The 23,901-nt window shown below is 46.3% G+C and carries 20 protein-coding genes; 10 read left to right on the forward strand and 10 right to left on the reverse strand.

Annotation, left to right across the window (positions count from 1 at the left end; genetic code table 11):
• Positions 1-78 precede the first annotated feature (78 nt).
• The 5 genes from K4039_RS11620 to K4039_RS11640 form a co-directional block, all read right to left on the reverse strand.
• The gene (locus K4039_RS11620; protein ID WP_265235346.1) at positions 79-1,230 is read right to left on the reverse strand and encodes a glycosyltransferase family 4 protein; all 1,152 of its coding nucleotides are present in this window, start codon (positions 1,228-1,230) and stop codon (positions 79-81) included.
• A 289-nt stretch (positions 1,231-1,519) separates the two neighbouring features.
• Positions 1,520-2,356: a hypothetical protein gene (locus K4039_RS11625; RefSeq protein ID WP_265235347.1), complete on the reverse strand. Its 837-nt coding sequence runs from the start codon at positions 2,354-2,356 to the stop codon at positions 1,520-1,522.
• A 17-nt stretch (positions 2,357-2,373) separates the two neighbouring features.
• Entirely contained in the window at positions 2,374-3,210 is an 837-nt protein-coding gene (locus tag K4039_RS11630) for an alpha-1,2-fucosyltransferase (protein WP_265235348.1), read from the reverse strand.
• Between the two features lie 186 nt (positions 3,211-3,396).
• Complete coding sequence (gene galE, locus K4039_RS11635; protein ID WP_265235349.1) at positions 3,397-4,398, reverse strand: UDP-glucose 4-epimerase GalE; 1,002 nt, start codon at positions 4,396-4,398, stop codon at positions 3,397-3,399.
• A 309-nt stretch (positions 4,399-4,707) separates the two neighbouring features.
• Positions 4,708-4,911 carry a hypothetical protein gene (locus tag K4039_RS11640; protein ID WP_265235350.1) on the reverse strand — a complete coding sequence of 68 codons (204 nt, stop codon included), beginning with the start codon at positions 4,909-4,911 and terminating at the stop codon, positions 4,708-4,710.
• 224 nt (positions 4,912-5,135) lie between these two features.
• On the opposite strand from K4039_RS11640, the gene gloB reads away from it, so the two are divergent.
• The 4 genes from gloB (at position 5,136) to K4039_RS11660 (ending at position 14,628) form a co-directional block, all read left to right on the forward strand.
• A complete protein-coding gene (gene gloB / locus K4039_RS11645; RefSeq protein WP_265235351.1) occupies positions 5,136-5,909 on the forward strand; it encodes a hydroxyacylglutathione hydrolase in 774 nt (257 codons plus the stop codon).
• A 158-nt stretch (positions 5,910-6,067) separates the two neighbouring features.
• Entirely contained in the window at positions 6,068-11,167 is a 5,100-nt protein-coding gene (locus K4039_RS11650; protein ID WP_265235352.1) for a PAS domain-containing protein, read from the forward strand.
• Positions 11,168-11,383: 216 nt separating this feature from the next.
• Complete coding sequence (gene rplI / locus K4039_RS11655) at positions 11,384-11,842, forward strand: 50S ribosomal protein L9 (protein WP_265235353.1); 459 nt, start codon at positions 11,384-11,386, stop codon at positions 11,840-11,842.
• Between the two features lie 200 nt (positions 11,843-12,042).
• Entirely contained in the window at positions 12,043-14,628 is a 2,586-nt protein-coding gene (locus K4039_RS11660) for a replicative DNA helicase (protein WP_265235354.1), read from the forward strand.
• A 94-nt stretch (positions 14,629-14,722) separates the two neighbouring features.
• Here K4039_RS11660 and K4039_RS11665 read toward each other — a convergent pair whose 3' ends face one another.
• A complete protein-coding gene (locus K4039_RS11665) occupies positions 14,723-15,310 on the reverse strand; it encodes an FKBP-type peptidyl-prolyl cis-trans isomerase (RefSeq protein WP_265235355.1) in 588 nt (195 codons plus the stop codon).
• Between the two features lie 281 nt (positions 15,311-15,591).
• Complete coding sequence (locus K4039_RS11670; protein WP_265235356.1) at positions 15,592-15,918, reverse strand: phasin family protein; 327 nt, start codon at positions 15,916-15,918, stop codon at positions 15,592-15,594.
• Between the two features lie 216 nt (positions 15,919-16,134).
• Here K4039_RS11670 and K4039_RS11675 point away from each other — a divergent pair, with 216 nt between their 5' ends.
• On the forward strand, positions 16,135-16,491 hold the full coding sequence (locus K4039_RS11675; RefSeq protein WP_265235381.1) for a zinc ribbon domain-containing protein: 357 nt from the start codon (positions 16,135-16,137) through the stop codon (positions 16,489-16,491).
• 175 nt (positions 16,492-16,666) lie between these two features.
• Positions 16,667-17,500: a Uma2 family endonuclease gene (locus tag K4039_RS11680; protein ID WP_265235357.1), complete on the forward strand. Its 834-nt coding sequence runs from the start codon at positions 16,667-16,669 to the stop codon at positions 17,498-17,500.
• A 170-nt stretch (positions 17,501-17,670) separates the two neighbouring features.
• On the opposite strand, the gene K4039_RS11685 is transcribed toward K4039_RS11680, so the two are convergent.
• Positions 17,671-18,033: a hypothetical protein gene (locus tag K4039_RS11685; protein WP_265235358.1), complete on the reverse strand. Its 363-nt coding sequence runs from the start codon at positions 18,031-18,033 to the stop codon at positions 17,671-17,673.
• Positions 18,034-18,243: 210 nt separating this feature from the next.
• On the opposite strand from K4039_RS11685, the gene K4039_RS11690 reads away from it, so the two are divergent.
• The 3 genes from K4039_RS11690 to K4039_RS11700 all read left to right on the forward strand — a co-directional run bounded on the left by K4039_RS11690 (position 18,244) and on the right by K4039_RS11700 (position 20,679).
• Positions 18,244-19,209, forward strand: a complete 966-nt coding sequence (locus K4039_RS11690; protein ID WP_265235359.1) for an N-acetylglucosamine kinase — start codon at positions 18,244-18,246, stop codon at positions 19,207-19,209.
• Between the two features lie 308 nt (positions 19,210-19,517).
• On the forward strand, positions 19,518-20,174 hold the full coding sequence (locus tag K4039_RS11695; protein WP_265235360.1) for a hypothetical protein: 657 nt from the start codon (positions 19,518-19,520) through the stop codon (positions 20,172-20,174).
• A 37-nt stretch (positions 20,175-20,211) separates the two neighbouring features.
• On the forward strand, positions 20,212-20,679 hold the full coding sequence (locus K4039_RS11700) for an MgtC/SapB family protein (protein WP_265235361.1): 468 nt from the start codon (positions 20,212-20,214) through the stop codon (positions 20,677-20,679).
• Positions 20,680-20,964: 285 nt separating this feature from the next.
• Here the strand turns inward: K4039_RS11700 and K4039_RS11705 are convergent, their stop codons facing one another.
• The gene (locus K4039_RS11705) at positions 20,965-21,177 is read right to left on the reverse strand and encodes a hypothetical protein (protein WP_375339799.1); all 213 of its coding nucleotides are present in this window, start codon (positions 21,175-21,177) and stop codon (positions 20,965-20,967) included.
• Positions 21,178-21,227: 50 nt separating this feature from the next.
• Positions 21,228-21,458: a hypothetical protein gene (locus K4039_RS11710; RefSeq protein WP_265235383.1), complete on the reverse strand. Its 231-nt coding sequence runs from the start codon at positions 21,456-21,458 to the stop codon at positions 21,228-21,230.
• 347 nt (positions 21,459-21,805) lie between these two features.
• On the opposite strand from K4039_RS11710, the gene K4039_RS11715 reads away from it, so the two are divergent.
• Positions 21,806-23,554 carry a hypothetical protein gene (locus K4039_RS11715; protein WP_265235362.1) on the forward strand — a complete coding sequence of 583 codons (1,749 nt, stop codon included), beginning with the start codon at positions 21,806-21,808 and terminating at the stop codon, positions 23,552-23,554.
• The last annotated feature ends 347 nt before the right edge of the window (positions 23,555-23,901 follow it).

Raw genomic sequence — 23,901 nt, forward strand, 5'->3', positions numbered from 1 at the left:
TAAACAGTACGGCATCTCAAAATATTCTTTAATAACAGACAGTTTTTCTTCCTCCCGTGAGTGGTTTTAAAATAACATTTACAGACCTGCGATTATATCTGAAAGAATCGGTTTCATTGCTTGAATACTATATTTTTTCATACATCTTTCCCGAGCTTTCATTCCTTGTAAATTAGCCGCTGTCAAATTTTGAAATATCCATTGAATTTTTTGTGAAATTTGAGCGGGAGAACTCGGATCGACTAAATAACCCGTTCCCCCTAAAATTGTTGGAATATCCCCCACTCGCGTAGACAAAACAGGCTTAGCCATTGCCATGCCATCTGTCAACTTGAGCGGAAACTGAGCCACGGCTGTGAGAGTTTCTCGCTGAGGAACAACGACAACATGAGCCGCCGCTACAACCGACGGCATCGTCTCCACTGGAAACCTTGGCAGTTTAATAATCCAACGCCCCCATTGTTTCACAAGTTTATCATCATAATCATCATAAGGACTCCCGCCGACGATCGCTAATTTTAAATCGGGCTCATTTAACTGTTCAAGCGCCATCAAAACATCCTCCACGCCTTTATGAGGTCGCGGTGCCCCCGGAAACATCAGAACTCTATACCCGGACAAGCCGTAACGCTGTCTGCTCAATTCAGGATTGTATTTAGCAGGGTCGAACATTACAGTATCCTTACCATTCGGCAAATATACACCACCAAAACGCTGTTTTAAAAACTCAGTATGAACGGTGACTGCATTAGCACGGTGGATGAGACTTTCCATCCACTTGAGATAGAGCGGATTATCTGGTTCTCTCAATTGACCGTTGTGTTTAAAAATATCTCGATAAAGTTGTTTGAAAGAAGGACGGTATTTCCATTCATCTCCGCCGTACCAGCTCAGTTCCCAGTCATCTATATCTAAAATTAGAAAGTGGCGAGTCGTCAGTTTTTTTAGCAGTGATAACCCAAAACTTGTAGGTTTAGGTTTGACTGCATAAATAATATCCCCATCTATTTTTTTCCAAAGTTTTTGAGCATCCCTCAAAAACCCCGGATAATTGTTACCAGGTATCGCACATACCCGGATATTTCGGGGAGGAATAGCATACAATTCCTTGCCAAACTGAAATCCAACAACTTCTACATCACATTGAAGCTCTATCAGGACTTGAGCTAATAAAAAAGCACGAATTGCACCTGCTCCTGACAAATCGCTCACTACTAATGAAACTTTCACTGAGTATTTTGTTTATAACATTTGTTTGATTTTCCTACTTAACCGAGCTTTTGTCAAGGCGATGGGTAGTCACGCACTCCCGACCAAAGAAACCGGGTTTTTAACTAGGACAAAGGGCAGAAAGGAAGTATTTTGGCAAAAAAAAGTGATTAATCCAGAACTGTTATTCACTCGATCAATAATTCTCCTAGGTGAATTTTTAGATATATTTTCTGATATGTTGAGGCTAATTTTTTTTATTTTGGGCTAATTTTTGTTGTTTTTGATGCAGTTTACCAACAAACTTTAATTATTTAAAACGCCAGGGATTGTTAAGTTGATTTGGTAAAAATATTTTAGCAGTGCGATCGACTATTTGAGTCAAGAACGATCGCGTCACGTTCTTCGCGTACTGAGGGCGGTAAGGATAAGTGCAGTGCATTACTTTAATCGGTTTGTCGATCGCATAAACATCTTTCCACTTATCCAAGTAATTGTAAACCGGGGACAAAGTTGTCATTTTCGGTTTCACCGATTCAACAGCCGCCGCAAAAGCTCCCTGGTCTTTCAATAGTAGCACATTTTGATGCGCCACTACCATGTCGAAATATTTCTTAAAGTTTATAAACAATTCCTGAGTTTTACTGCTTTTCGTAAAAGCGATAAATCCGCCATTGTATTGAATGCTATTTTCATTTAGCGGCAACCCGACAGACTGCAAAGTTGACAGAATATCCTGCTTGACTCTTAATAAATTTGCAGCTTTAGCAATCGCCGGCTGCACATCTTCAGTCACCAACAAATCCACCCCATCAAGAAGATCAAACACCTCATCAATTGGCGACAGCAAACAAATATCACAATCCATATAAATAGTTTTCTCAAATAAAGATTCCCCGTACAAAGCCAGCTTAGCTTGCCGCGACGCTAAAACCGGATTTTCGTGAGACGGTGCAGGTTTCAATATGACATTTCCAAACAGCAGAAGTAAAGGATATAAAAATTGAGGGACTCTATCTATTAAAATAATAATGGGTTCGCGGTGAAACTTCCTGACAGACGCCAAAAAATGAACGCAATCCTGGAAAGAGTAAAGACCAGTTAATATAGTGATAAATCCCTTGACTGCTAATTTATTTGAATTCATTGATTTACTTATTTACCTCAGTGTGTCCACTCCCAAAAGCTCTCACTCCAGTCATCTCGATCGTGAAAAATTCCTTGCCATTCATAAAAATGTACAAAATCTTTCAGGTTAATTGTTTTATTGACATTGCGGATCATGTAAAGAGGTTTATCTCCATAAAAAGAAGCCCACATAGTATAACTGCTAGGTGGCCCGACAACATAGTCGCACTCAGCCAAAGCATACATATCTTCAATTAAATGACCACTGCCAAATCCACAGTTAAAATTATCAAATAAACTCAGATTTTGTGGAATATTAGAACAAATCAAAAACTTGATTTTTTTTCCTTCAAATAGCCTTACCACAGAATTCATGAATTTTAAATATTGCTCAGTTGTGTAAAAGTATCTCCCCTTTTGATGCTGAGCATAATCCCCTTGGCGGATGTGAATTCCCACGAGCATATCAGAATTATTTTTTAAATTTAATATCAAACGATCTACATTGATTCTATATCGCTCTAATGGTGCAAAGTATGCTCTAATCGGGTCGGCGTACTTGTGTAACTTGGGGAGATCTTCTACAAACCAGCCATCTCGAAATAGCCAGCCTTGAAAAAAAATAATTGAACCGTGCTTGATTTGTTCAATTTCCTGATATTTGAGCCAACTAAAAGGTTGTTGTCGGGTTATTTTTTGCGTATTTAATGTTTTTTTGTTGCTTAAATACTTAACTAATTTGTAATATTTGCTTCTAACAAGCTTGTTACCTGCTGCGGTAAAATATGGAGGAGGATAACAACACAAAAAATCACCAGCGGTTCCCACAAAGAATTCTGCATATTCGTCAAAAGCAGGATTGAGAACAATCAAATTATGCTCGATCGCCCAAGCAATGAAATTAGCAAAAAGTAGCAGTCGGTTTCCGAGTTGTCCCGATTTAGCAGATATTATTAGCATTTAGCATATTGTATTTTTGGGGCGGGCGTCCCGCCCACCCCACAACAATTAAATCAAACTTTGCTGTAATGGTAAAGTGCGCCATAAGCACCCTACATATTAAGGAGAGTGGCGTTTTTGATGCCACTGCCAAGCATGGGATATAATATCCTTAATGTCGGGATATTCTGGAGACCAACCCAAGGTTTTGATGGCTTTCTCGCTGCTGCCAACTAAAGCAGGCGGGTCTCCCGGACGCCGATCGCACTCAACAACCTTAATCTCTTTTCCCGTCACTTGGTGAGCCGTTTCTATCACCTCTTTTACCGAAAATCCGCCGCCGTTGCCCAAATTAAAGAAATCAGATTTGCCACCATTTAACAAATATTCCAATCCCAAAATGTGAGCAGACGCCAAATCGTTTACATGAATGTAATCCCGAATGCAAGTACCGTCAGGAGTATCGTAATCGGTGCCGAAAATCGAGATTGAATCTCGTTTCCCCAAAGCAGCGAATAACACCAGCGGGATTAGGTGAGTTTCTGGATTGTGATCCTCTCCTAACAACCCGTTCGGATCTGCCCCAGCCGCGTTAAAATAGCGGAAACAAACAGACTTGAAATTGTACGCAGGGTCAAAGTCCAATAAAATCCGTTCTACCATTAACTTAGTAGCACCGTAAGGATTGATCGGATTTTGTGGATGGTCTTCGGTGAGCGGGATTTGCTCAGGTACGCCGTAAGTCGCGCAAGTAGAAGAAAACACAAATTTCTTGATACCAGCAGCGATCATTGCTTCCAAAAGTGTAATCGTGCCGATGACATTGTTGCGGTAATATTTAGCTGGATCGGTAACAGATTCGCCGACGTAAGCGTAAGCTGAAAAGTGCATCACCGCAGCAATATCGTGGCTGGCGAATAGGTTATCGAGTAGGGCGCGATCGTTGGTATCGCCAACTACTAATCCCACTTGCAAAACCTGCTCTACTAAGTCTTGGTGTCCGTAGACTAAATTATCCAAAATTATCACACCGTAACCTGCGTTTTTCAGTGCTAATACTGCGTGAGAGCCAATATATCCTGCTCCGCCTGTCACCAAAATTGTTGGTTTTTCTGTACTCATTTTATTTTGGGTTGTTTGGTAACTGCAACGGTAGATTGTATTGTGAACAGGGTTTAGTTAAGCCTGTTTATTCCCCGGAGATACCCCTAAATCCCCCTTAAGAAGGGGGACTTTGAGAATTCTCTTGTTCCCCATTTCTAAGGGGGATTTGAGAATTCTCTTGTTCCCCATTTTTAAGGGGGATTTGAGAATTCTCTTGTTCCCCATTTTTAAGGGGGGCTTTGAGAATTCTCTTGTTCCCCCCTTTTTAAGGGGGGCTAGGGGGGATCTGATTTAACTACTGCAACTGTCAACTGTCAACTGAAAAATTCAATCGATAAACTTGAGGCGACCAATTTGGATATAATCAAATATCCGATTGATTTGATATCGATCCTCCTCGGAAATTCTATCATCAGATAGGATAGTAGATGTTAAAACTAAATGTTCTCGGCGAGCAATCTTGCCAGACGCGACAATTCGATCGACCATTTGAGAAATTGTTAAATTGGATTTGTTTGGAGATGTTCGCATTTATTCGATCGCATTTATGTCAGAATAATTAAAGCTGGTGGCAGTTCTTGATCCAAAAATCGTGCATACCAGACCACAAGTTTATTTGTGGAACAGCATAAATAATGTATCATAGTTGTACTTCCAAAGATAGATGCGCGGAGTTGAACATTCAGCATTTTGCCTTTGTATAGCTCTCACACTAATCAAATTCTATAATAATTTTCCGATAGAGGCAGTTTTATATGCAGGTTTATCGAATCCCGGTACTGTCCGACAATTACATTTTCTTGCTGCACGACCCCGATCGCAACATAGCAGCCGTCGTCGATCCAGCCAGAGCAGAACCGGTATTGCAGCACGTGCGATCGCTCGGAGCCGAATTAACAGCAATTTTCAACACGCACCACCACAACGACCACATAGGCGGCAACCAGCAACTGATCGATCGCTTTCCCCAAATTAAAGTTTACGGCGGCGCACAAGACCGAGGCAGAATTCCCGGACAACAAGTATTTTTGCATGGGGGCGATCGCGTTGAGTTTGCCGGCAGAACCGCCGAAGTCTTCTTTGTACCAGGCCACACAAAAGCTCACATAGCCTACTACTTCCCCGCCCGCAACCAAGGGGAAACCGGCGAATTGTTCTGTGGGGACACCTTATTTGCTGGAGGCTGCGGCAGACTGAAAGAAGGCACTCCGGCTCAAATGCTAGCCTCCCTGGAACAATTGCGAAACCTGCCCGACAATACGAGAGTTTGGTGTGCCCACGAATACACGCTGACAAACTTGCAATTTGCGATCGGCGTAGATGGTGACAATCCCGATTTGCAGCAGCGCTTAGCCGAAGTTAAAGAAGCGCGCAGTCGATCGCAACCTACCATACCATCATCGATCGGCATCGAAAAAAGCACAAACCCATTTTTGCGCTGGGATTTTCCCAACCTCCAATCAGCGGCAAACACCCGCGATCCTGTCCAAACCTTCGCTCGATTGCGCGGCATGAAAGACAGGTTTTGACGAATACCAAGGGCGACGATAGAATAATTGTACAGGCTTTGACATCTCTCTGAGATTGAATTGTTACCCTGTTTTAATTAAAATTTCTTCTGAATTATGTCCGTATAATTAATCAGCGCGATTGGCTTAGCCAAAACTCAAACCGTTGTTAGAAATCGATGAAAAATCTAGGCAATACTGAACCCCAACGGCAAATCGACCCCTGTGTTTCAACGCATTCTAACAACGCGCTTTACCCGGGCGCGCCTTTGCCAACAGATATAGGGATGGTTTTGCAATTGGCAGACGGCAGCATTCAGGGGTGCAATGCTCGTGCCCAGGAACTGTTGGGGCTCACAGCAGAACAGATGCAGGATTCCTCTTCAATAAACTGTCCGTGGCAGACTGTGCGTCAAGATGGCTCGGATTTTGCCGGCGAGACGCACCCGGCGATGGTGGCGCTCTCAACCGGGCAGCCAAGCTCAAATTTTATTATGGGCTTTTATCAACCGCAGGGAGAATTGATTTGGTTGAATCTCAATTCTCAACCTTTATTTCAAGGAGATCGATCGACTCCCTATGCAGTAATTACCACCTTCACCGAAATCGCTCAACCTCAGCTACAAGAAGTGACTCAGCCGCCCGTTACGCAACTTTCAGACACCCTCGAAAGTATTTCCGACGGTTTTTTTGCTTTGGATCGAGACTGGCGATTTACTTACCTCAATTCTCAAGCGGCGCGGTGGCTGAATCGACTCCCACAAGAGGTGATTGGTAACAGCGTTTGGGAAGAGTTTCCCGAATCTGTGGGCAGTTTGTTCGAGCAGGAATACCGGCGCTGCGCTGCCGATCGAATTACGGTTAGTTTTGAATCTTTTTATGGGCCGCTCAATGCTTGGTATGCAGTACGAGCTTATCCGATCGCATCGGGAATTGCCGTTTATTTTCAAGATATCACCGAGCAAAAAGCGGCTCAGGCTGCTTTTATTAAACAAGCCCAAACGGCGCGGCAACAACTTGCAGAAATCGAGGCGATTTATGCTAGCGCTCCGATCGGACTTTGCTTTATCGATACCCAATTCCGATTTGTCCGCATTAACGATCGCCTAGCAGAAATTAACGGAATTCCAGCCGCCGCCCACATCGGTAAAACATTGCGCGAAATCTTGCCAGAAATGGCAGATGATTTAGAGCCGCTTTACAGACAAGTTATTGAAACTAAAATTCCCATCGCACAGCTCGAAGTTACCGAAAAAAACTCAGCACAGCCTGGTGTAGAACGCGATTGGCTGTTGAGTCTCTATCCGCTGAAAGCCCAGGACGATCGCGTACAGGGCGTGAATGTGACGGTGTACGAAATTACCCATCGCAAAGCTACCAAAACAGAAATTCAACGGCTTAATCAGGAACTAGAGCGCCGAGTTAACGAACTGCAATCAATATTTAATGCTTTACCTGTCGGGATGGCGATCGCAGACGACCCGCATTGTAAAGTAATTCGCGCTAACCTGTTTGCTCAGTCAATGCTCGCAGTGGCACCGGATGCCAATATTTCTGCAACCGGAGAGCAAGCCGAACTTCTGCCATTCAGACAACTGATCGACGGACAGGAAATCCCCCTACAAGAACTCCCAATGCAGCGGGCTGCGGCTTCGGGCACCGAAGTGCGGGATCTGGAAATTCAAATTGTGCGATCGGACGGGATGGTATTAGATTGGTTGGTGAATGCAGTTCCGTTATTTGACGCACAGGGCGCAGTTCGCGGCTGTGTGGCGGCTTTTGTGGATATTAGCGATCGCAAACAAGCAGAAGCAGCTTTGCGCCGCTCCGAGGAACGCTATCGCACTTTGTTTGAGTCCCTAGACGAAGGTTTTTGCGTCATCGAAATGCTGTTTGACGACAACGAAAAGCCGATCGATTACCGCTTTTTGGAAGTCAATCCGGCCTTCGAGAGACAAACCGGAATCGTAGAAGCGGCAGGGAAAACGGTGCGAGAGCTCATTCCAGAAGTCGAAGATTATTGGTTTGAGATTTACGACAAAGTAGCGCTGACAGGGGAACCAGTGCGCTTTGAACAGAGCTCGGAAGTCATGAACCGCTGGTTTGAGGTTTCGGCGTTCCGCACTCCTGAGCCGCACAGCCGCAAAGTCGCCGTACTTTTCCAAGAAATCACCGATCGCAAACAGGCGGAAAATCTTCTGCGCGAACACTACAGCAAGTTGCGGATGTTTGTCAAACATTCGCCTGTGGGAGTGGCGATGTTTGACTGCCAGATGTGGTATATGCTGGTGAGCGATCACTGGCTGGCCAGTTACGGGCTCGGCACTCAAAATATTGTGGGCCGATCGCATTACGATATCTTCCCAGATTTGCCCGATCATTGGAAACAAATCCACCAGCGCTGTCTGGCGGGAGCAGTCGAAATCTGCCCAGAAGAACCGTTTCCCCGGGCTGATGGCTCGATGGACTGGGTGCGCTGGGAAATTCACCCTTGGCGAACCAACAGCGGTGAGATTGGCGGGATCATGATTTTTTCGGAAGTAATCACCGAGCGCAAAAACGCTGAACTCGCGCTCGCCAAAGCCAATCATCAAGTCACCAATATTCTAGAAAGTATTGCCGATGCCTTTATCGCGTTCGATGCACAATGGCGCTATACCTACGTTAATGCCACTGCTGAAAAACTGATGGCTCGATCGAGAAATGACTTGCTAGGTCGATCGATCTGGGAGTTATTTCCCGCTGAATCAGCATCGAATTCGACGCTATATCAAGAATTTCATCGAGTCGTTTCCGAGCAAGTTTCTGTCAAGTTTGAAGAATTTTCGCCCTCGCTTCAAATGTATGTAGAAGTCAGCGCATATCCAGCAGCCGAAGGACTTACGGCTTATTGGAGCGATATTAGCGATCGCCGCCGCACAGAAGAAGAACTGCGACAAAAGAATGCGATTTTGAATCTAATTAACGAGTCAGTACCCACCCCAATTTTTGTCAAAGATCGAGAAGGACGGATTATTTATGCAAATCCAGCCACGCTGGACGTACTGGGCAAACCTGCTGCTGAAGTAATTAGCCGGCGCGATCGCGATTTATACCCAATAGCAGAACTAGGAGCCGAAGTCAGCGAAAACGATCTGCGGATTATGGAATCCGGCAAAACAGAAAGCGTCGAAGAATCTCCCGATGGCATTCGGACATTTCTGGCAATGAAAGCTCCCTACCGCAACGAGGCGGGAGAAGTAATCGGCTTGATTGGCATCTCCAACGACATCACAAATCGCAAACGAGCAGAAGTCGAGCGGCAAGAACAAACAAAGTTACTGCAAGTAATTATTGACAGCATGGGTGATGGTTTAATTCTTGCCAACCAACAAGGGGAATTTGTGCTGTTTAACCGAGCCGCCGTGGGGATGTTCGGTCAGCTAACAAATGAAAAATCCCCTCAGGAATGGTCGAGCGCCTACGGACTATTTTTAGCAGACAAAAAAAGTCTTTTCCCCGAAAATGAACTACCTCTAACCAGAGCAATCAAAGGTGAATATGTCAATGATGTAGGGGTATTTGTCCGCCGCGAAAATTGCGAAGATCGCTGGATCAGTATCAGCGGTTATCCGGTAATTGATACTAGCAACGAAATCCAAGGCGGAGTGATTGTCTGTCGCGATATTACAGAACGCAAACAATCAGAAGCAGCGCTGCTTGAGAGTGAAATACGATTTCGAAATATGGCGAACAACGCTCCATTTATGGTCTGGGTAACAGACTCCACAGGCTACTGCACTTTCTGGAGCGAAAGCTGGTATGAATTCACCGGTCAAACTGAGGAAACAGGTTTGGGATTTGGTTGGATAAATGCGCTGCATCCAGAAGACCGAGAACACGCCAAAAACGCATTTTTGATGACGAACCAAGGCCAGGAATCTTTCCGGATGGAATATCGTGTCCGACGCCCGGATGGCGGATATTCTTGGGCGATAGATGCGGCGGCTCCCAGATTGTCCGAAAGCGGACAATTTGAGGGTTATATTGGCTCTATTATCGATATTACAGAGCGAAAACAAGTAGAAATCGAGCGCGATATGGTTCTGCAATTGGAACAAAATGCCCGCGCGGAAGCGGAGCGAGCTAACCGGATTAAAGACGAGTTTCTAGCGGTGCTTTCTCATGAGTTGCGATCGCCCCTGAGTCCGATTTTAGGCTGGTCGCAACTGCTGCTAACAGGCAAGCTGAGCGAGACTCAAGCAGCCAAAGCGTTGGAGACAATCGAGCGCAACGCCAGACTGCAATCTCAATTAATCGAAGACTTGCTAGATGTGTCTAGAATTCTGCAAGGAAAACTCAGATTGACTGTGGATCCGGTGAATGTCGCAACCATTATCTTGTCTGCTTTGGAAACGGTGCAATTAGCAGCCGAAGCTAAAAAGATTCAAATCGAAACAATCTTAAATCCCGATGTCGGACTCGTGCTCGGCGATACAAGTCGCTTGCAGCAAGTTGTGTGGAATTTGTTATCGAATGCGGTAAAATTCACGCCAGAAGGCGGTAGAGTTGAAGTTAGATTAACGCAAGTCGATCGCCAAGAAATTGAAATTCAAGTCGCAGACACGGGTAAAGGCATTCTTGCCGATTTCTTGCCTTATGTTTTCGAGCATTTCCGACAAGAAGACGGCGCGACTACTCGCAAATTTGGCGGTTTGGGATTGGGATTGGCGATCGTCCGCCAACTGATCGAACTTCACGGCGGCACGGTATTTGTAGAAAGCGCTGGAGAAGGTCAAGGAGCGACGTTTACGGTGAGGTTGCCGCTATTAAATGATGATTCTAGCAAGCAGGAGGAGGCAGCCGTCAATTCGTCTCTGAGTCCCGATATGTCCTCTTTGCCGCTGGCTGGATTCAGAATTTTGGTGGTAGATGATGAGGCGGACTCGCGCGATTTTGTCGCCTTCGCGCTCGGCCAAGCGGGTGCACAGGTGATGGCGGTGTCTTCTGCTGCTGAGGCGCTGCTGTCGATCGCCCAAACTGCACCGGATTTACTCGTCAGCGACATCGGAATGCCCGAAATGGACGGATATATGCTGATACGCCACATCCGCACTCAGCTTGCGCCAGAGTATGGAGATTTGGTGGCGATCGCCCTAACGGCCTATGCTGGAGAAGCGAACGAGCGCCAAGTTTTGCAAGCCGGATTTGACAAACACCTATCTAAGCCGATCGATCCAAATGAGTTAGTTGCTACTGTAGTGCGATTGATGGGCGATCGGGCAAAAGAGCGATCATAGGTTCGATCGAGCGGACACAGAGTCCTCCGCAATTGCTTCACGACCTTAGCGGAGGACGGGTGAACCAACCAAAAATGATATCTCATCCCTCTTCCTTCATCCCTCATCCTTCTTCCTTCTTCCTTCTTCCTTCTTCCTTCTTCCTTCTCCCTTGCGATCGCCCCTCAAACTTCGCTATTATAAAAAGTTGCAGTCAAAACCCCACAAGCAACGATCATGGCCAAGCGCGTCCAATTAGTTTTAAACAAAGATGTCAGCAAACTCGGCAAAGCTGGCGACGTAGTAGAAGTAGCCCCAGGCTACGCCCGCAACTACCTAGTACCCCAAGCATTGGGCTATAGAGCCACCCCCGGCATTCTGAAGCAAGCAGCGCGCCGCCGCGAAGAAGAAAGACTGCGCCAGTTAGAGCTCAAACAGCAAGCTGAAGTCCGCAAAACCGCCCTGGAAGCAGCCGGGCCTTTCATCATCTCCAAGCAAGTTGGCGAAGGAGACGCGATTTTTGGTACTGTCACCAACCAAGAAGTAGCAGAGCTGATTTTCAACTCTACCAGTCAAGAAGTCGATCGGCGCGGCATCACCCTGCCCGAAATTCGCGGCACTGGTACATACAAAGCTGAAATCAAACTTCACGCAGATGTTACCGCCGAAGTTGACATTCAAGTTGTCCCCATGTAATTAAGAGTCATCAGTCATCAGTCATCAGTCATTAGTTGTTAGTCATCAGTCATCAGTCATTAGTCATTAGCTAAGAACTGAGTACAGCTAACGAAAGACTGAGGACTGCTAACTTGCAGGTTGAAAACTGAAGACTAATAAATCGCAACCAATGACCAATGACCAATGACTAATGACTAATGATTGAGGACTATTGACTAATGAGCGATTTGATGCCGACAAACATAGAGGCAGAGGAAGCAATTTTGGGCGGGATTTTAATTGACCCCGAAGCGATTTCCCGAATTGCTGAAATTCTGCGGCCGGAGTTTTTTGCCATCACCGCTCATCAAGTCATTTATCGATCGGCATTAGGGCTATTTTTGCAAGGTCAACCGACAGATTTAATGACGGTAACGACTTGGTTGACCGATCGCAACCAGTTAGAACAAGTCGGAGGACTAACTAAATTAGCACAATTAGTCGATCGTACAGTTTCAGCAGTCAACATCGACCAATATGCAGCTCTAGTTGAAGACAAATATCAGCGCCGCCGATTGATCGAAGCTGGCAACAACATAGTACAATTAGGTTACGAGACAGCAGCACCGCTAGAAACAGTCTTAGACCGCGCCGAACAAGAAGTTTTCGGCATCACTCAAGACCGCCCGCAACAAGATTTAGTATCGATCGGCGAAACCCTAAACCAAACATTTCAAGATTTAGAAAATCGCAATGAAGGCCTGACGCTTCCCGGTATTCCGTGCGGTTTTTATGATTTAGATGCTATGACAGGAGGCTTTCAGCGATCGGATTTAATCATCGTTGCAGCCAGGCCGGCAATGGGCAAGACGGCCTTTTGTACCAACATCGCCCACCACATCGCCGCTGGACAGCAAAAATTTCCGGTTGCCGTTTTCAGCTTAGAAATGTCCAAAGAACAGCTAGTGCAGCGTATTCTTTCCAGTGAAGCGAAAATAGAAAGTAATAGGTTGCGATCGGGTAGAATCAGTCAAAACGAATGGGAACCAATCAGTACAGCCATTGGCAACTTATCAGAATTGCCGCTGTTTATTGATGATACTCCCAATATTACCGTGATGGAGATTCGATCCAAAGCCCGCCGCCTCCAAGCCGAACAAGGCGGAACTCTAGGATTGATTTTGCTAGATTACCTGCAATTAATGGAAGGTAGCAGCGACAACCGCGTGCAAGAATTATCTCGAATTACTAGAGGTCTTAAAGGTTTAGCCCGCGAGCTCAACGTGCCGATTATTGCCTTATCTCAGTTGAGTCGAAGTGTGGAAGCAAGGACAAATAAGCGGCCGATGATGTCGGATTTACGGGAATGTGTTACTGGTGATACGCCCGTACTGTTAGCGAATGGTCGCCGAGTTCCAATTCGCGACTTAGTGGGACAAAAGCCAATGGTATTGGCGATGAATCATTTAGAAAAGATTGCGGTGGCGAAAAGTGACAAGGTTTGGCGAGTAGGAGTCAAGCCTGTTTTTGTCCTTAAGTTAGCCAGTGGTAGAAGCCTCAAGGCTACGGCTCAACATCGAATCTACACAGAGCAAGGTTGGCAAGAGTTAAATTCGGTTCAGGTGGGAAGTCGGGTGGCAATTGCCAGATTTATTCCTGAGCCTCAGAAACCAATTAACTGGAAGGAACATGAAATTTCTTTGCTAGCTCACTTGATGGGAGATGGTAGCTATCTTAAGGGTCAGCCGCTCAGGTATACCACTGCATCCGAGGAAAATAGTGAAATCGTAAAGACCGCTGCTGAGTATTTTGGTGTCCAAGTCAATCGACACGAAAGTAAAGGTAACTGGCATCAATTAGTTTTCAGTGGTAATGGAAACCGTTGGGAACCCAGGGGAATCAATCTATGGCTGCGAAATCTGGGTATTTTTGACCAACGATCCCATGAGAAACATATTCCCCCAGAAGTATTTCAACTTGATAATCAGCAAGTTGCGAGTTTTCTGGCCCATCTGTGGGCTACTGATGGCACTTACCACGTCCCTAAATCTGAGAAAAGCGCCACGAAAATTAGCCTTGCGACTTGCAGCAGTTATCTGGCGCAAGGAGTGGCTGCGCTGTTATTCAGGTTCAACATAGTAGCCAGAATTAGGACTGTTCAACAAAAAAGTCATCGTTGTGTTTACCACGTAGATATTTCTGGCAAAGCCATGCAGGACAATTTCCTGGAACAAATTGGTTCCGTAGGCTGCAAAGTAGCAGATGCTGGGCGATTGAAGATGAGAATTGCTGGAAAGGTTGCTAATCCTAACCGAGATACTTTGCCTAAAGAAGTATTTCAGACTATTCGTGAGCGTATGCGGGAATGTAATGTTACGACACGCCAGATGTCTATATTGAGAGAAACAGCCTACGGTGGTTCTGCCCACTTCAGTTTTGCTCCTTCACGAGAAACGGTTTTAGACTATGGCAAACTTCTGGGTAGTGATGCCTTGGTTCAAAAAGCATCTTCTGACTTGTTCTGGGATGAAGTGATTAATATCTCAGCAGCAGGAGAAGAAGAAGTCTTTGACTTGACTGTTCCTGGTGTCGAATCTTGGTTAGCTGATGGCATTGTCAGTCATAACTCTGGATCGATCGAGCAAGACGCCGATTTAGTAATTATGCTCTACCGAGATGAATATTACAATCCTGATTCGCCCGATCGCGGAATTGCCGAAGTCATCATCACCAAACACCGAAACGGCCCCACAGGAATCATCAAACTATTATTCGATGCCCAATATACCTCATTCCGCAATCTAGCATCTCCGAAGCGCTCTTAAATCAACCATAACTTACACAGAAACCCGGTTTCTTAATAAAAAAACCGGGTTTCTGAACACCGTCAAAGTTTTACACTTAGTTAGGCTGAGCTACCTAGCCAGCGATTTTCAATAATTCCACATCAAAAATCAGCGTAGCATTAGGAGGAATCACCCCGCCCGCACCGCGAGCACCATAACCGAGTTCAGGGGGAATAATCAACTTGCGGCGTTCTCCAACTTTCATTGTACCGACACCTTCATCCCAGCCCTTAATTACTTGGCCGACACCAATTTTGAACTGAAAAGGAGAATTGCGATCGCGCGAACTATCAAATTTCGTGCCATCCTCCAAAGTGCCAGTGTAGTGCACCACAACCGTCTGACCGGTTTTTGGAGTCGCCCCATCACCCTCTTTCAATTCAACATATTTCAGACCCGAATCTGTGGTGACAGTTTTCTCAGTATTATCAGTCATGTTATTGCCAGCGATAGTAGCTGGTTCCTTTGGTAAATTAGCATCAGCTACTAGCAAGCTATCTTCAGTGAAAGACTTCGCTGAGAGGATCTCAAGCGCAGCATCGGTTACAGGATTATTCAATTCGGAAGCCACTGCTGTGGATACATAACCGCTCATTTGAGCGACTATCAAAAACACAAAGCAAACCACCACTACCCCCAAGCTGACCAGAATTCCTCGCAAAATTAATCCTCCTGATACTTTTAACGGCGATCTCTCAGATATCTAAGACATCTTGTACAACCAGAACTACAAAATTTTATCTGAACTTTTCCGCCAAAAGATGGCGGCTGCCAGTTAATTTTAAAGGCAAAAGAAAGTATGAAGTCAGAATGTTTGTAATTCTACCTTTTGCTTTCTACATAAGTGCCTGATTGAGCCTTCTGCGTTCGGGTGACAATTTTATCACACGATAGCAGCAAGCGTGCGATCGGGCGGAGCGAAGCCATCAAAGAGGATCGCACTCAGCGCCAGTTACGGTTTTCCAAATCCCGCATCTGACGTTCGAGACGATCGAGCCTTCCGCGCAACTCATCCATTTCGGACTGTCGGGGAACGCCCATATCTTGCAGCATATTTCGGAGTTGGCGCTGCAACTGCGTATCCCAATTGCCCTGCTCGGACTTGAGATGTTCAGTCACGTCATCGACAAAGGTTTTGGCTTGTTCGGGATTGATTTTGCCATCTTTGACCCATTGCTCGCTGGCTTCCTGCAATTTCTCCGCCACCAGGGAGGTAGTACCAATGCCCAGCATTACCAGTTGTTTGAGTAAGTTGCTATTGTTATCCATAGATTTTTCCTACTGTTTGCCCCAAAATACCCGATCGGCTCAGGTCGCCTGCGGTCGCTGCGAAACCCTTTGTACAATTTAAGTTACATCAGCGCTGACCTACCTTTCTATTTTGGAGCATCCAGCGGCCTGCTGGCGAGTCTAACTCGCCAATGGGCGTTCGGAAAACCCGCTAAGAAGCCTGCCGACAAAATTACCCAATCACCGTGCTGTCTAATGCCTGAGTGTCCCCGCTGTCACCAACCTGTAGACTCCCGATCGATCGCCTGTGGGCACTGCAAAACCCCTCTCAAAGCTTTCGGTCATCCGGGTATCCCGCTTTATCGATCGGCATCCGCAGAATTTTTGTGCAATACCTGTATTTACCACGAAGACGACACCTGCAACTACCCGCAGCGTCCCCTCGCCAAAGAATGTACGCTTTATCACGACAAAGCCGAGCCACTTGTGCCACAGACTACCAATTACATCAGTGGCGGCCTGCCACAATCAATCAAAAATTGGTGTCAGCGAAATCTCGTTTGGTTGGCTTTATTTGGTTTAATTATTATTAGCATTGCCCTATCCATTTGATATAATTGTACCAAGTCTAGAATAGATACACACAAAATTTAGTAACAGGATTGAAAGCCTGTATTGCTTGTCCCCAAAATAGATTATACCTGCGGATGACAATCTAAAATCGATAGATTGTATCTGCGGTTAACAATCTAAAATCGGAAATCTAAAATCGGAAATCGGAAATCCCATGACTTCTACAATCATCCCAGATTTACAAAAACCTCTTCCCGATCACACCCAATTACCAGAGTCAGACGGAACATTTGTGAAGAACTTTCAAGAACACCCCCAGAGCATAATTCTCACAGATTCGATCGGGCCAATTTTGGAGCAGAGACATCCTGACGGACGATATGCGATCGGTCAAGACTGCGGCATCTACTGGCGAGAAACCGAACCCGCAGAAAAGGGTGCAGAAGCCCCGGACTGGTTCTATGTTCCCGGCGTACCAGCGAAAGTAAACGGTCAAACTCGCCGCTCCTACGTCCTATGGAAAGAGCATTTAGCTCCGTTAATTGCGATCGAATTTGCCTCCGGCAACGGCTCTGAGGAAAGAGACAAAACTCCTTTGTACAATGAAGCTGGAGAAGTACAAAACCCTGGCAAGTTCTGGGTTTATGAGCGCATCATCCACATACTTTTCTACGGCATTTTCGAGATAAAAACTAACAAGTTAGAAGTTTATCACTTGGCAGATGGCTGCTATCAAGAAATAGCTCCCAACGAGCGCGGGCATTATCCGATTGGGCCTTTAGGAGTGGAGTTGGGATTGTGGGAAGGCAGCTATCAGAATCAAACACAAATCTGGTTGCGGTGGTGGGATTTGGATGGTAATTTACTGCTGATTGGTTCGGAGCGAGCTGAAGTTGAAAAACACCGGGCAGAGCAAGCTGAGACTCAGTTAGAGCAAGTTGAGACTCAGTTAGAGCAAGTTGAGACTCAGTTAGAACAGGAGCGGCTGGAAAAACAGCGATTGCTCGATCGACTCCGAGCAGCAGGAATCGACCCTGACAATGTATAAAAATTAGAAGACTAGGCGGTTGAAACTGTTTCTAGACAAACTCTCGTCCGAGCGAGGGACTGAAGAAGATCGCGTAATTTTAAGCGACCATTCTTCAACCCGCGTCGGCGCGTGAGTGTTTGTGTAGGCGCGGTTTCAACCGTACGTCCGATCTCACAGCGGATTAATGCCTATTCGCCCGGAATATCAATAACTTTTCGCGATCGGCGGACGATCAGAACGCTCACCACCTCACCAGACTTTGCTCCTCGCTGCAAGCGACTCCAATCACCGGCTTTAGCAAATCCCAATTGGTGCAAGGTACTGATAGTTTGCAAAACCCCATCGCGGGAACCTGTCACCGCTACCCGCAATATCTCTTGTTCTGCCACTGCTGAGCCGTCATTCGGACGATCGGAGTCCTCAGAATTAGGTAAAAATTCTTGTGCCATGATATTCTCTCTTTGTTTTTGGGCTAGGAAAACCCAAAAACCCAGCCGCCCCGCGCAGTAACGAAAAGCAGGGCGGCCACAGCGAATGCTAAGATTCTCCATTAGGCCTCCAGACTGCTCGTATCAGTTTGGCGGTTAGCTGTCCGTTGCTGTTGTAGCAGCTTCGGGCGGAGCGAAGCGGAGGGAGTGCAACTAGATTTTCGGGCCGCCGGGTGCTTCCTTTAAGCAAAGCAACCCATACCACAGAGCATATCCACATTGTGTCCCTGCCGTCAAGATGTTACTTGAAAAAGATAAATTAAGAATTTTGGCATGAATTACGTATTTGGCATCGACGGCGGCGGGACTAAAACTATCTGCATCTTAATGGACGAAAATAGCGTTGTTTTGGGACGTGGCGAAGCAGGGCCGTCAAATTATCAAACGCTGGGAATTGAGAAAGCCAAAGAATCAATTCAATTGGCGATCGAACGAGCAGTTATATCTGCTAAAATAGAGCCAAATGTCAATCTCAACATAGAAGCAATTTGTCTGGGACTAGCAGGCGTGGCGCGTCCCAAAGATCTTGAAATAGTGCAGTTGATAGTGCAGAATTTGCAGTTGACGAATACTTTGCCAATAACCCGATCGCTCTTACCGAGAAATATCGTAATTTGCAGCGATTGCGCGATCGCACTTGTTGGCGGCACAGGCCATTCAGTAGGTATCGCGGTTATTGCTGGAACTGGTTCGATTATTTTCGGGCAAAACCGTCAAGGCAAAACTAAACGAGTCGGCGGTTGGGGATATATTTTAGGCGATGAAGGTAGCGGATATGACATCGCCGTTGGTGGTTTGCAAGCTGCTTTGAAGTTCTACGATGGACGCGGAGAGTTTACCGCGCTGGCGGAAAAATTTCAAACGCATTTAGGCTTAAATCACCTAGAAGAATTGGTAGATGTCGTTTACAGGCGCGGTTGGGGAGTCAAAGAGATTGCAGCTTTAGCGCCGATTGTCGATCGAGCCGCAGCATTGGGCGATCGTGTCGCTGACGGCATTATTAATCGTGCTGTGGCAGAATTGACATTTTCCACAAAAACAGCCATTTCAGCGCTATTTAGACCAACAGAAGAATTTGAAATTGTTATGATCGGAGGTGTGTGGGGTGGCGAGGCTAATTTTCGGGGTAGGTTTGAAAGTGCCATAAGTGCGATCGCCCCGAATGCTAAGGTAATTTTGCCCCGATCCGAACCAGCTTTCGGTGCTGGATTGTTAGCCTTAAACGCTCTCAAAAATTAAGAAGACCGGGCGGTTTCAACCGTACGTCCCATCTTATCTTGAGTCCGCGGAGGCGGACATTGTTTGTGTAGACGCGGTTTCAACCACCGTCTTGATTGTTTATCTACCTTATCTTCCCGATCGCCCCAATCCGGTCGATTTTCGAGATTTTGCCAAAATTTAAAATTCTTGATTATCTACCTTATCTTCCCAACTTGCAGAATTCCCACCTGCCATCATTAAAACATCACATGAATCCGAAACCACAAACAGATTTAGCAGTAGTACATTCCTAAGTAAAACAAAACCAAAGCAAGGAGACAAATTATATGATTACTTCTCAAACATGGCGTTCAGCAACAGCAGCAATCCTCGCAGCGGGCATTACAGTTGCAACCAGCGCGCCGCTGGTGGTAGCTACTCCGGCCGAAGCTCAACAACGAATTTCACAATTTGATAGCATCCGAATTCCATCGGGTACTGTAATTCAAGTGAGCTACGAAAAAAAGAAAATTGTTGTCACCCCCGATGAAACTTCACCTTTAACATTAACAGTAGCGCGAGATATCCGCACAGATCAAGGAAGAGTATTAATCCCCGCGGGTAGCCAGATTGTCGGGGAATTGCGACCTGTTAGAAGGGGCAATCAAAGGGGTACTCAATTTGTTGCCAGCGAGTTAATTGTCAGCCGCCGCCAACGCTATCGGATTGATGGCTATTCGGGAATTATTACCAGAACCGAAAGAGTGCAAAAAGGTGCTGGAACAGGTTCGGTTGCGCAAGGTGCAGCATTGGGCGCGGCAGCAGCAGCAGCGCTAGCAGGCATTACCGGCGACAAAGCAATCGCCACTGAAGAAGTATTGGGCGGCGCTGGAATCGGCGCATTAGCCGGAGTATTGTTGGGGCGGCGCAGCGTTGACGTGATCGTGATTCGCCCGGAACAAGATTTGGCAGTGAGATTGCGATCGGACATCGTGCTGCGGTAATATTGGAATCTTCCGATTAATTATTTGCAGTAAAACATTGTCGATCGCTAACTTGTGGTCTCCCGATAATTGGCTAGGCATACTATTAAGGTTGTGTCTGGCCATGTTTGTTGGCGGAATGATTGGATGGGAGCGCCAACTCAGACACAAACCAGCGGGTTTGAGAACTCATATGCTCGTAAGTATGGGCTCGGCACTGTTTGTTTTAATACCGTTGGCAATAGGTAAAAATGAAAACGAACGAGATGCTATAGAGCGCGTAATTCAAGGCATTGCTGCCGGAGTTGGATTTTTGGGAGGTGGAGAAATCCTGCGGGAATGTCAGCAGGAAGTAGGCAAACCAGAAGTTCACGGGCTTACCTCTGCCGCCGCTATTTGGGTATCAGCAGCCTTAGGAACGGCGGCAGGATGCGGGTTGTGGCAACTTTCATTAATTGGCGCTTTCATGTCGCTGTTTGTTTTGAGAGTAATTAAAGAGTTGGAGCGTCGGAGTCGTCGGAAATAGTTTCAGTTAAAATCGCGTGGCAATCGGACTCTTTGGCAGCAGTTGAAACTGACAGATATAGCCTTTCTCAGAAAGATCAGGTACGCGAACGGCATAGGGCATAGGGCATAGGGCATAGGGCATAGGGCATAGGGCATAGGGCATAGGGCATAGGGCATAAGGCATAGAGCATACCTCACAACGCTTGAGAACCGCTATAAGAATTAGCAGAAACCTAATTTATAATATTATTTGGTTTTTGGGCAGAATCAATGTCTATCCAGCCCAAAAACTGAATAAACAGGATTAGTTTTTATCATAAATGTTGGACAATTTTATCGATTCCAAAGACTCTTGCCGCACGCGACCCGCCATCGCAGCTAGCTGCAAACTCATAAAAGCATTCAAATCTTCCAAATCACATTTGGCTGAGGAAAAACTCTGCTGCATTTCATTTTCTGCTTCCAAACTCAGATATCCAGCGGCAATAGCTTGTTGTACAACTTCACGAATCAGCATGATCAAAATGTTCCTTACTAAAATTCCAGGTGTCAAAAGCTAAATAATTACTAACAGGAAGTTTCCGAGGCTGTCTCGCCAAACATTTCAAATTGTTTGAGCTCGCGAGACTCTTGTTTTACCAAGCCCGACATGGCTGCTAGTTGCAAATTCATAAAAGCATTTAAGTCTTCCAAGTCATACTTGGTGGTAGTTAACATCCGCCGCAGTTGATTTTCGGCTTCAAGAGTTAAATAACCTAGGCTCAGAGCTTGTTGAGCGAGATCGCGAATCAGTACCATAACACTTCCCAGTTTTATTTGTTGAATAGCCTCAGTATCAACGGTTTTCACTGACTCCGCAGTGACGGCTATTGCTCAATTTGTGTGACATTTTTAATGGCCGGCCGTGACAGCCGGACTCCCAAACTGTGACTAAGTGTTTGTACGGGTGTGACGGAGATCACGCGGGGGAGTGGAAGAGGGGGAAATGGGGAGTGGAAGAGGGGGAAATGGGGAGTGCGGGAGATGGAAAAATATTCCCTCTTCCGTCTTCCCTCTTCCTTCTTCCTTCTACCTTCAGAAGCCTTCTACCTTCAGAAGACGCTCACCGTCTATAATCATCAAGTTAAATATTTACGGCAAGACCTATGGAAGCAGCACATAAAGATTTGTTACAACAAATAGCCAGATTATCGGAAACTTATGGTAATTTAGCCGATCGACTATCCCAAGCAGCCAAACAACTGCAAGACTCCGGCCTTCCTCTCTCCGACAGCTTACTGCAAGAAGTCGCCACCTACAGCCGAAACTTTGCAGAAGTCCAAAAACAAGCTCTCCAACTCAATAAATCTGCCCTCACCCCAGGGGAAATTACTTCCCTCAAAGACATTCAAAACTTAGTCGAGAGTGCCGCAGCTTCCGTAGGTAAAGCAGAAATTCGCGACGCGGCTTTGAAAGTGCTCGATCGAGTATTGGCGATCGCCCACCGTGAACAAAACGACTTCGCGCCCTTACAATCAGTTCATGGCAAAGCCCGCGAACTGCACCGCGCCATCTCGGAATCAGCCCCAACTCAACTGCATTCCGACGCAGAATCCTTAATCAGCGGCAAACACCCAGTTGCAGCAGTGCTCGCACTGGTGGAACAGCAAGACAAACTAGATGATGAACAATGGGTTATCCTCGAAGAAACAGTCAGCGCCGCTTTTGGCAAACAAATAGCCGTCGCCATTTCCAGAGGCAAATTAACCATTACTGAGATGGTAAAAGCAGCACCGGCTAAAGTCGAACCCGCATTTAAAACAGCGCCCGAACCCAAAATCAGCGCCGAACCCTTGCCTGAAGTGATTATCATCCCGTCGGGAAATGTCGCGCCGAAACAAGTTACAGTTGCACCACAAATCCAAATTTTGGAATCCCCCGCCGCGACGGCCCCCATGCACGAGGTGATTATTGTTCCTAGCGTGGAAGTACCTAAATCCCTGCAAACAACCGGCTCCGGCAACATTGTCTTTGGGGCACCTCGCGACATTCAACAAGCGCCTGTAGAGGGCGGTTTGGGATTGAAAGTGTTGGCGCATATTCAAGGAATTGGCGATCGAACTTTCGGTGCTCAAGAATACGCCGGCACTAAAGCTCAAGGGCGGCGCGTCGAAGGATTTCTGATTAATATCGAGCCACCAATTGCCGGCTTAACAGTCGAGTACATGGCTCACGTCGAAGGTGTTGGCGATACTCCTTGGATTAGCGAAGGGGAATTAGCGGGTTTTCGGGGTCAAGCGAAACGAATTGAAGGATTTGCCGTGCGGTTGAGCGGGCCGCAAGCTGATAAGTATGACGTATTTTATAGCGCTCACATTCAGAATATCGGCGACACCGATGTGTCCTCCAACGGCGATTATTGCGGCACTCGCGGCAAAGGTTTGAGAATTGAGGGCATCAAAGTTTGGATCGCGCCGTCTGCGAGTTCTCAAGTTGCGGCGCCTGTGGGTTTAAAAGTGTTGGCGCATATTCAAGGAATTGGCGATCGCACTTTTAGCGATAAAGAATACGCCGGTACAAAAGCTCAAGGCCGCCGCGTCGAAGGATTTCAAATTAAAATAGATCCTCCGACTGCCGGTTTAAATTTGCAGTACATGGCTCACGTTGAAGGAGTTGGCGATACTCCTTGGATCTCGGAAGGGGATATCGCCGGTTTCCGGGGTAAAGCTAAGCGAATTGAAGGATTTGCTGCGCGGCTGACTGGCCCACAAGCTGATAAGTACGATGTATCTTACACCGCTCATATTCAAAATGTGGGCGATACTCCTGTTACTTCTAACGGTCAATATTGCGGCACTCGCGGCAAAGGTTTGAGGGTTGAAGGGATGACGGTTTGGGTTGAGCCGAAAGCGTAAAAACTTAGGTTTATTGTTATCCAAGAAATTTGAGAAACCAGGTTTATTCCTGAATTTTTGGTACTAACCGAACTTTGTCGCAGAAACCCGGTTTTTGGCCACCCAACGACTCTGAGAAACCGGGTTTCTTCCTATATTGTTGGTACTCCACCGAATTTGTTGGAGAAACCCGGTTTCTGGGCACCCACGACTCTGAGAAACCGGGTTTCTTCCTATATTGTTGTTACTCCACCAAATTTGTCGTAGAAACCCGGTTTCTGGGCACCCAACGAATTTCAGAAGCCTGGTTTAGCAGGCAGTTAATAACGTCGCAAAATTTACCCTCGGCTGCGGAAAACACCGACATC

It is taken from the genome of Lyngbya sp. CCAP 1446/10, assembly GCF_026130175.1.
GTDB lineage: Bacteria > Cyanobacteriota > Cyanobacteriia > Cyanobacteriales > Microcoleaceae > Microcoleus.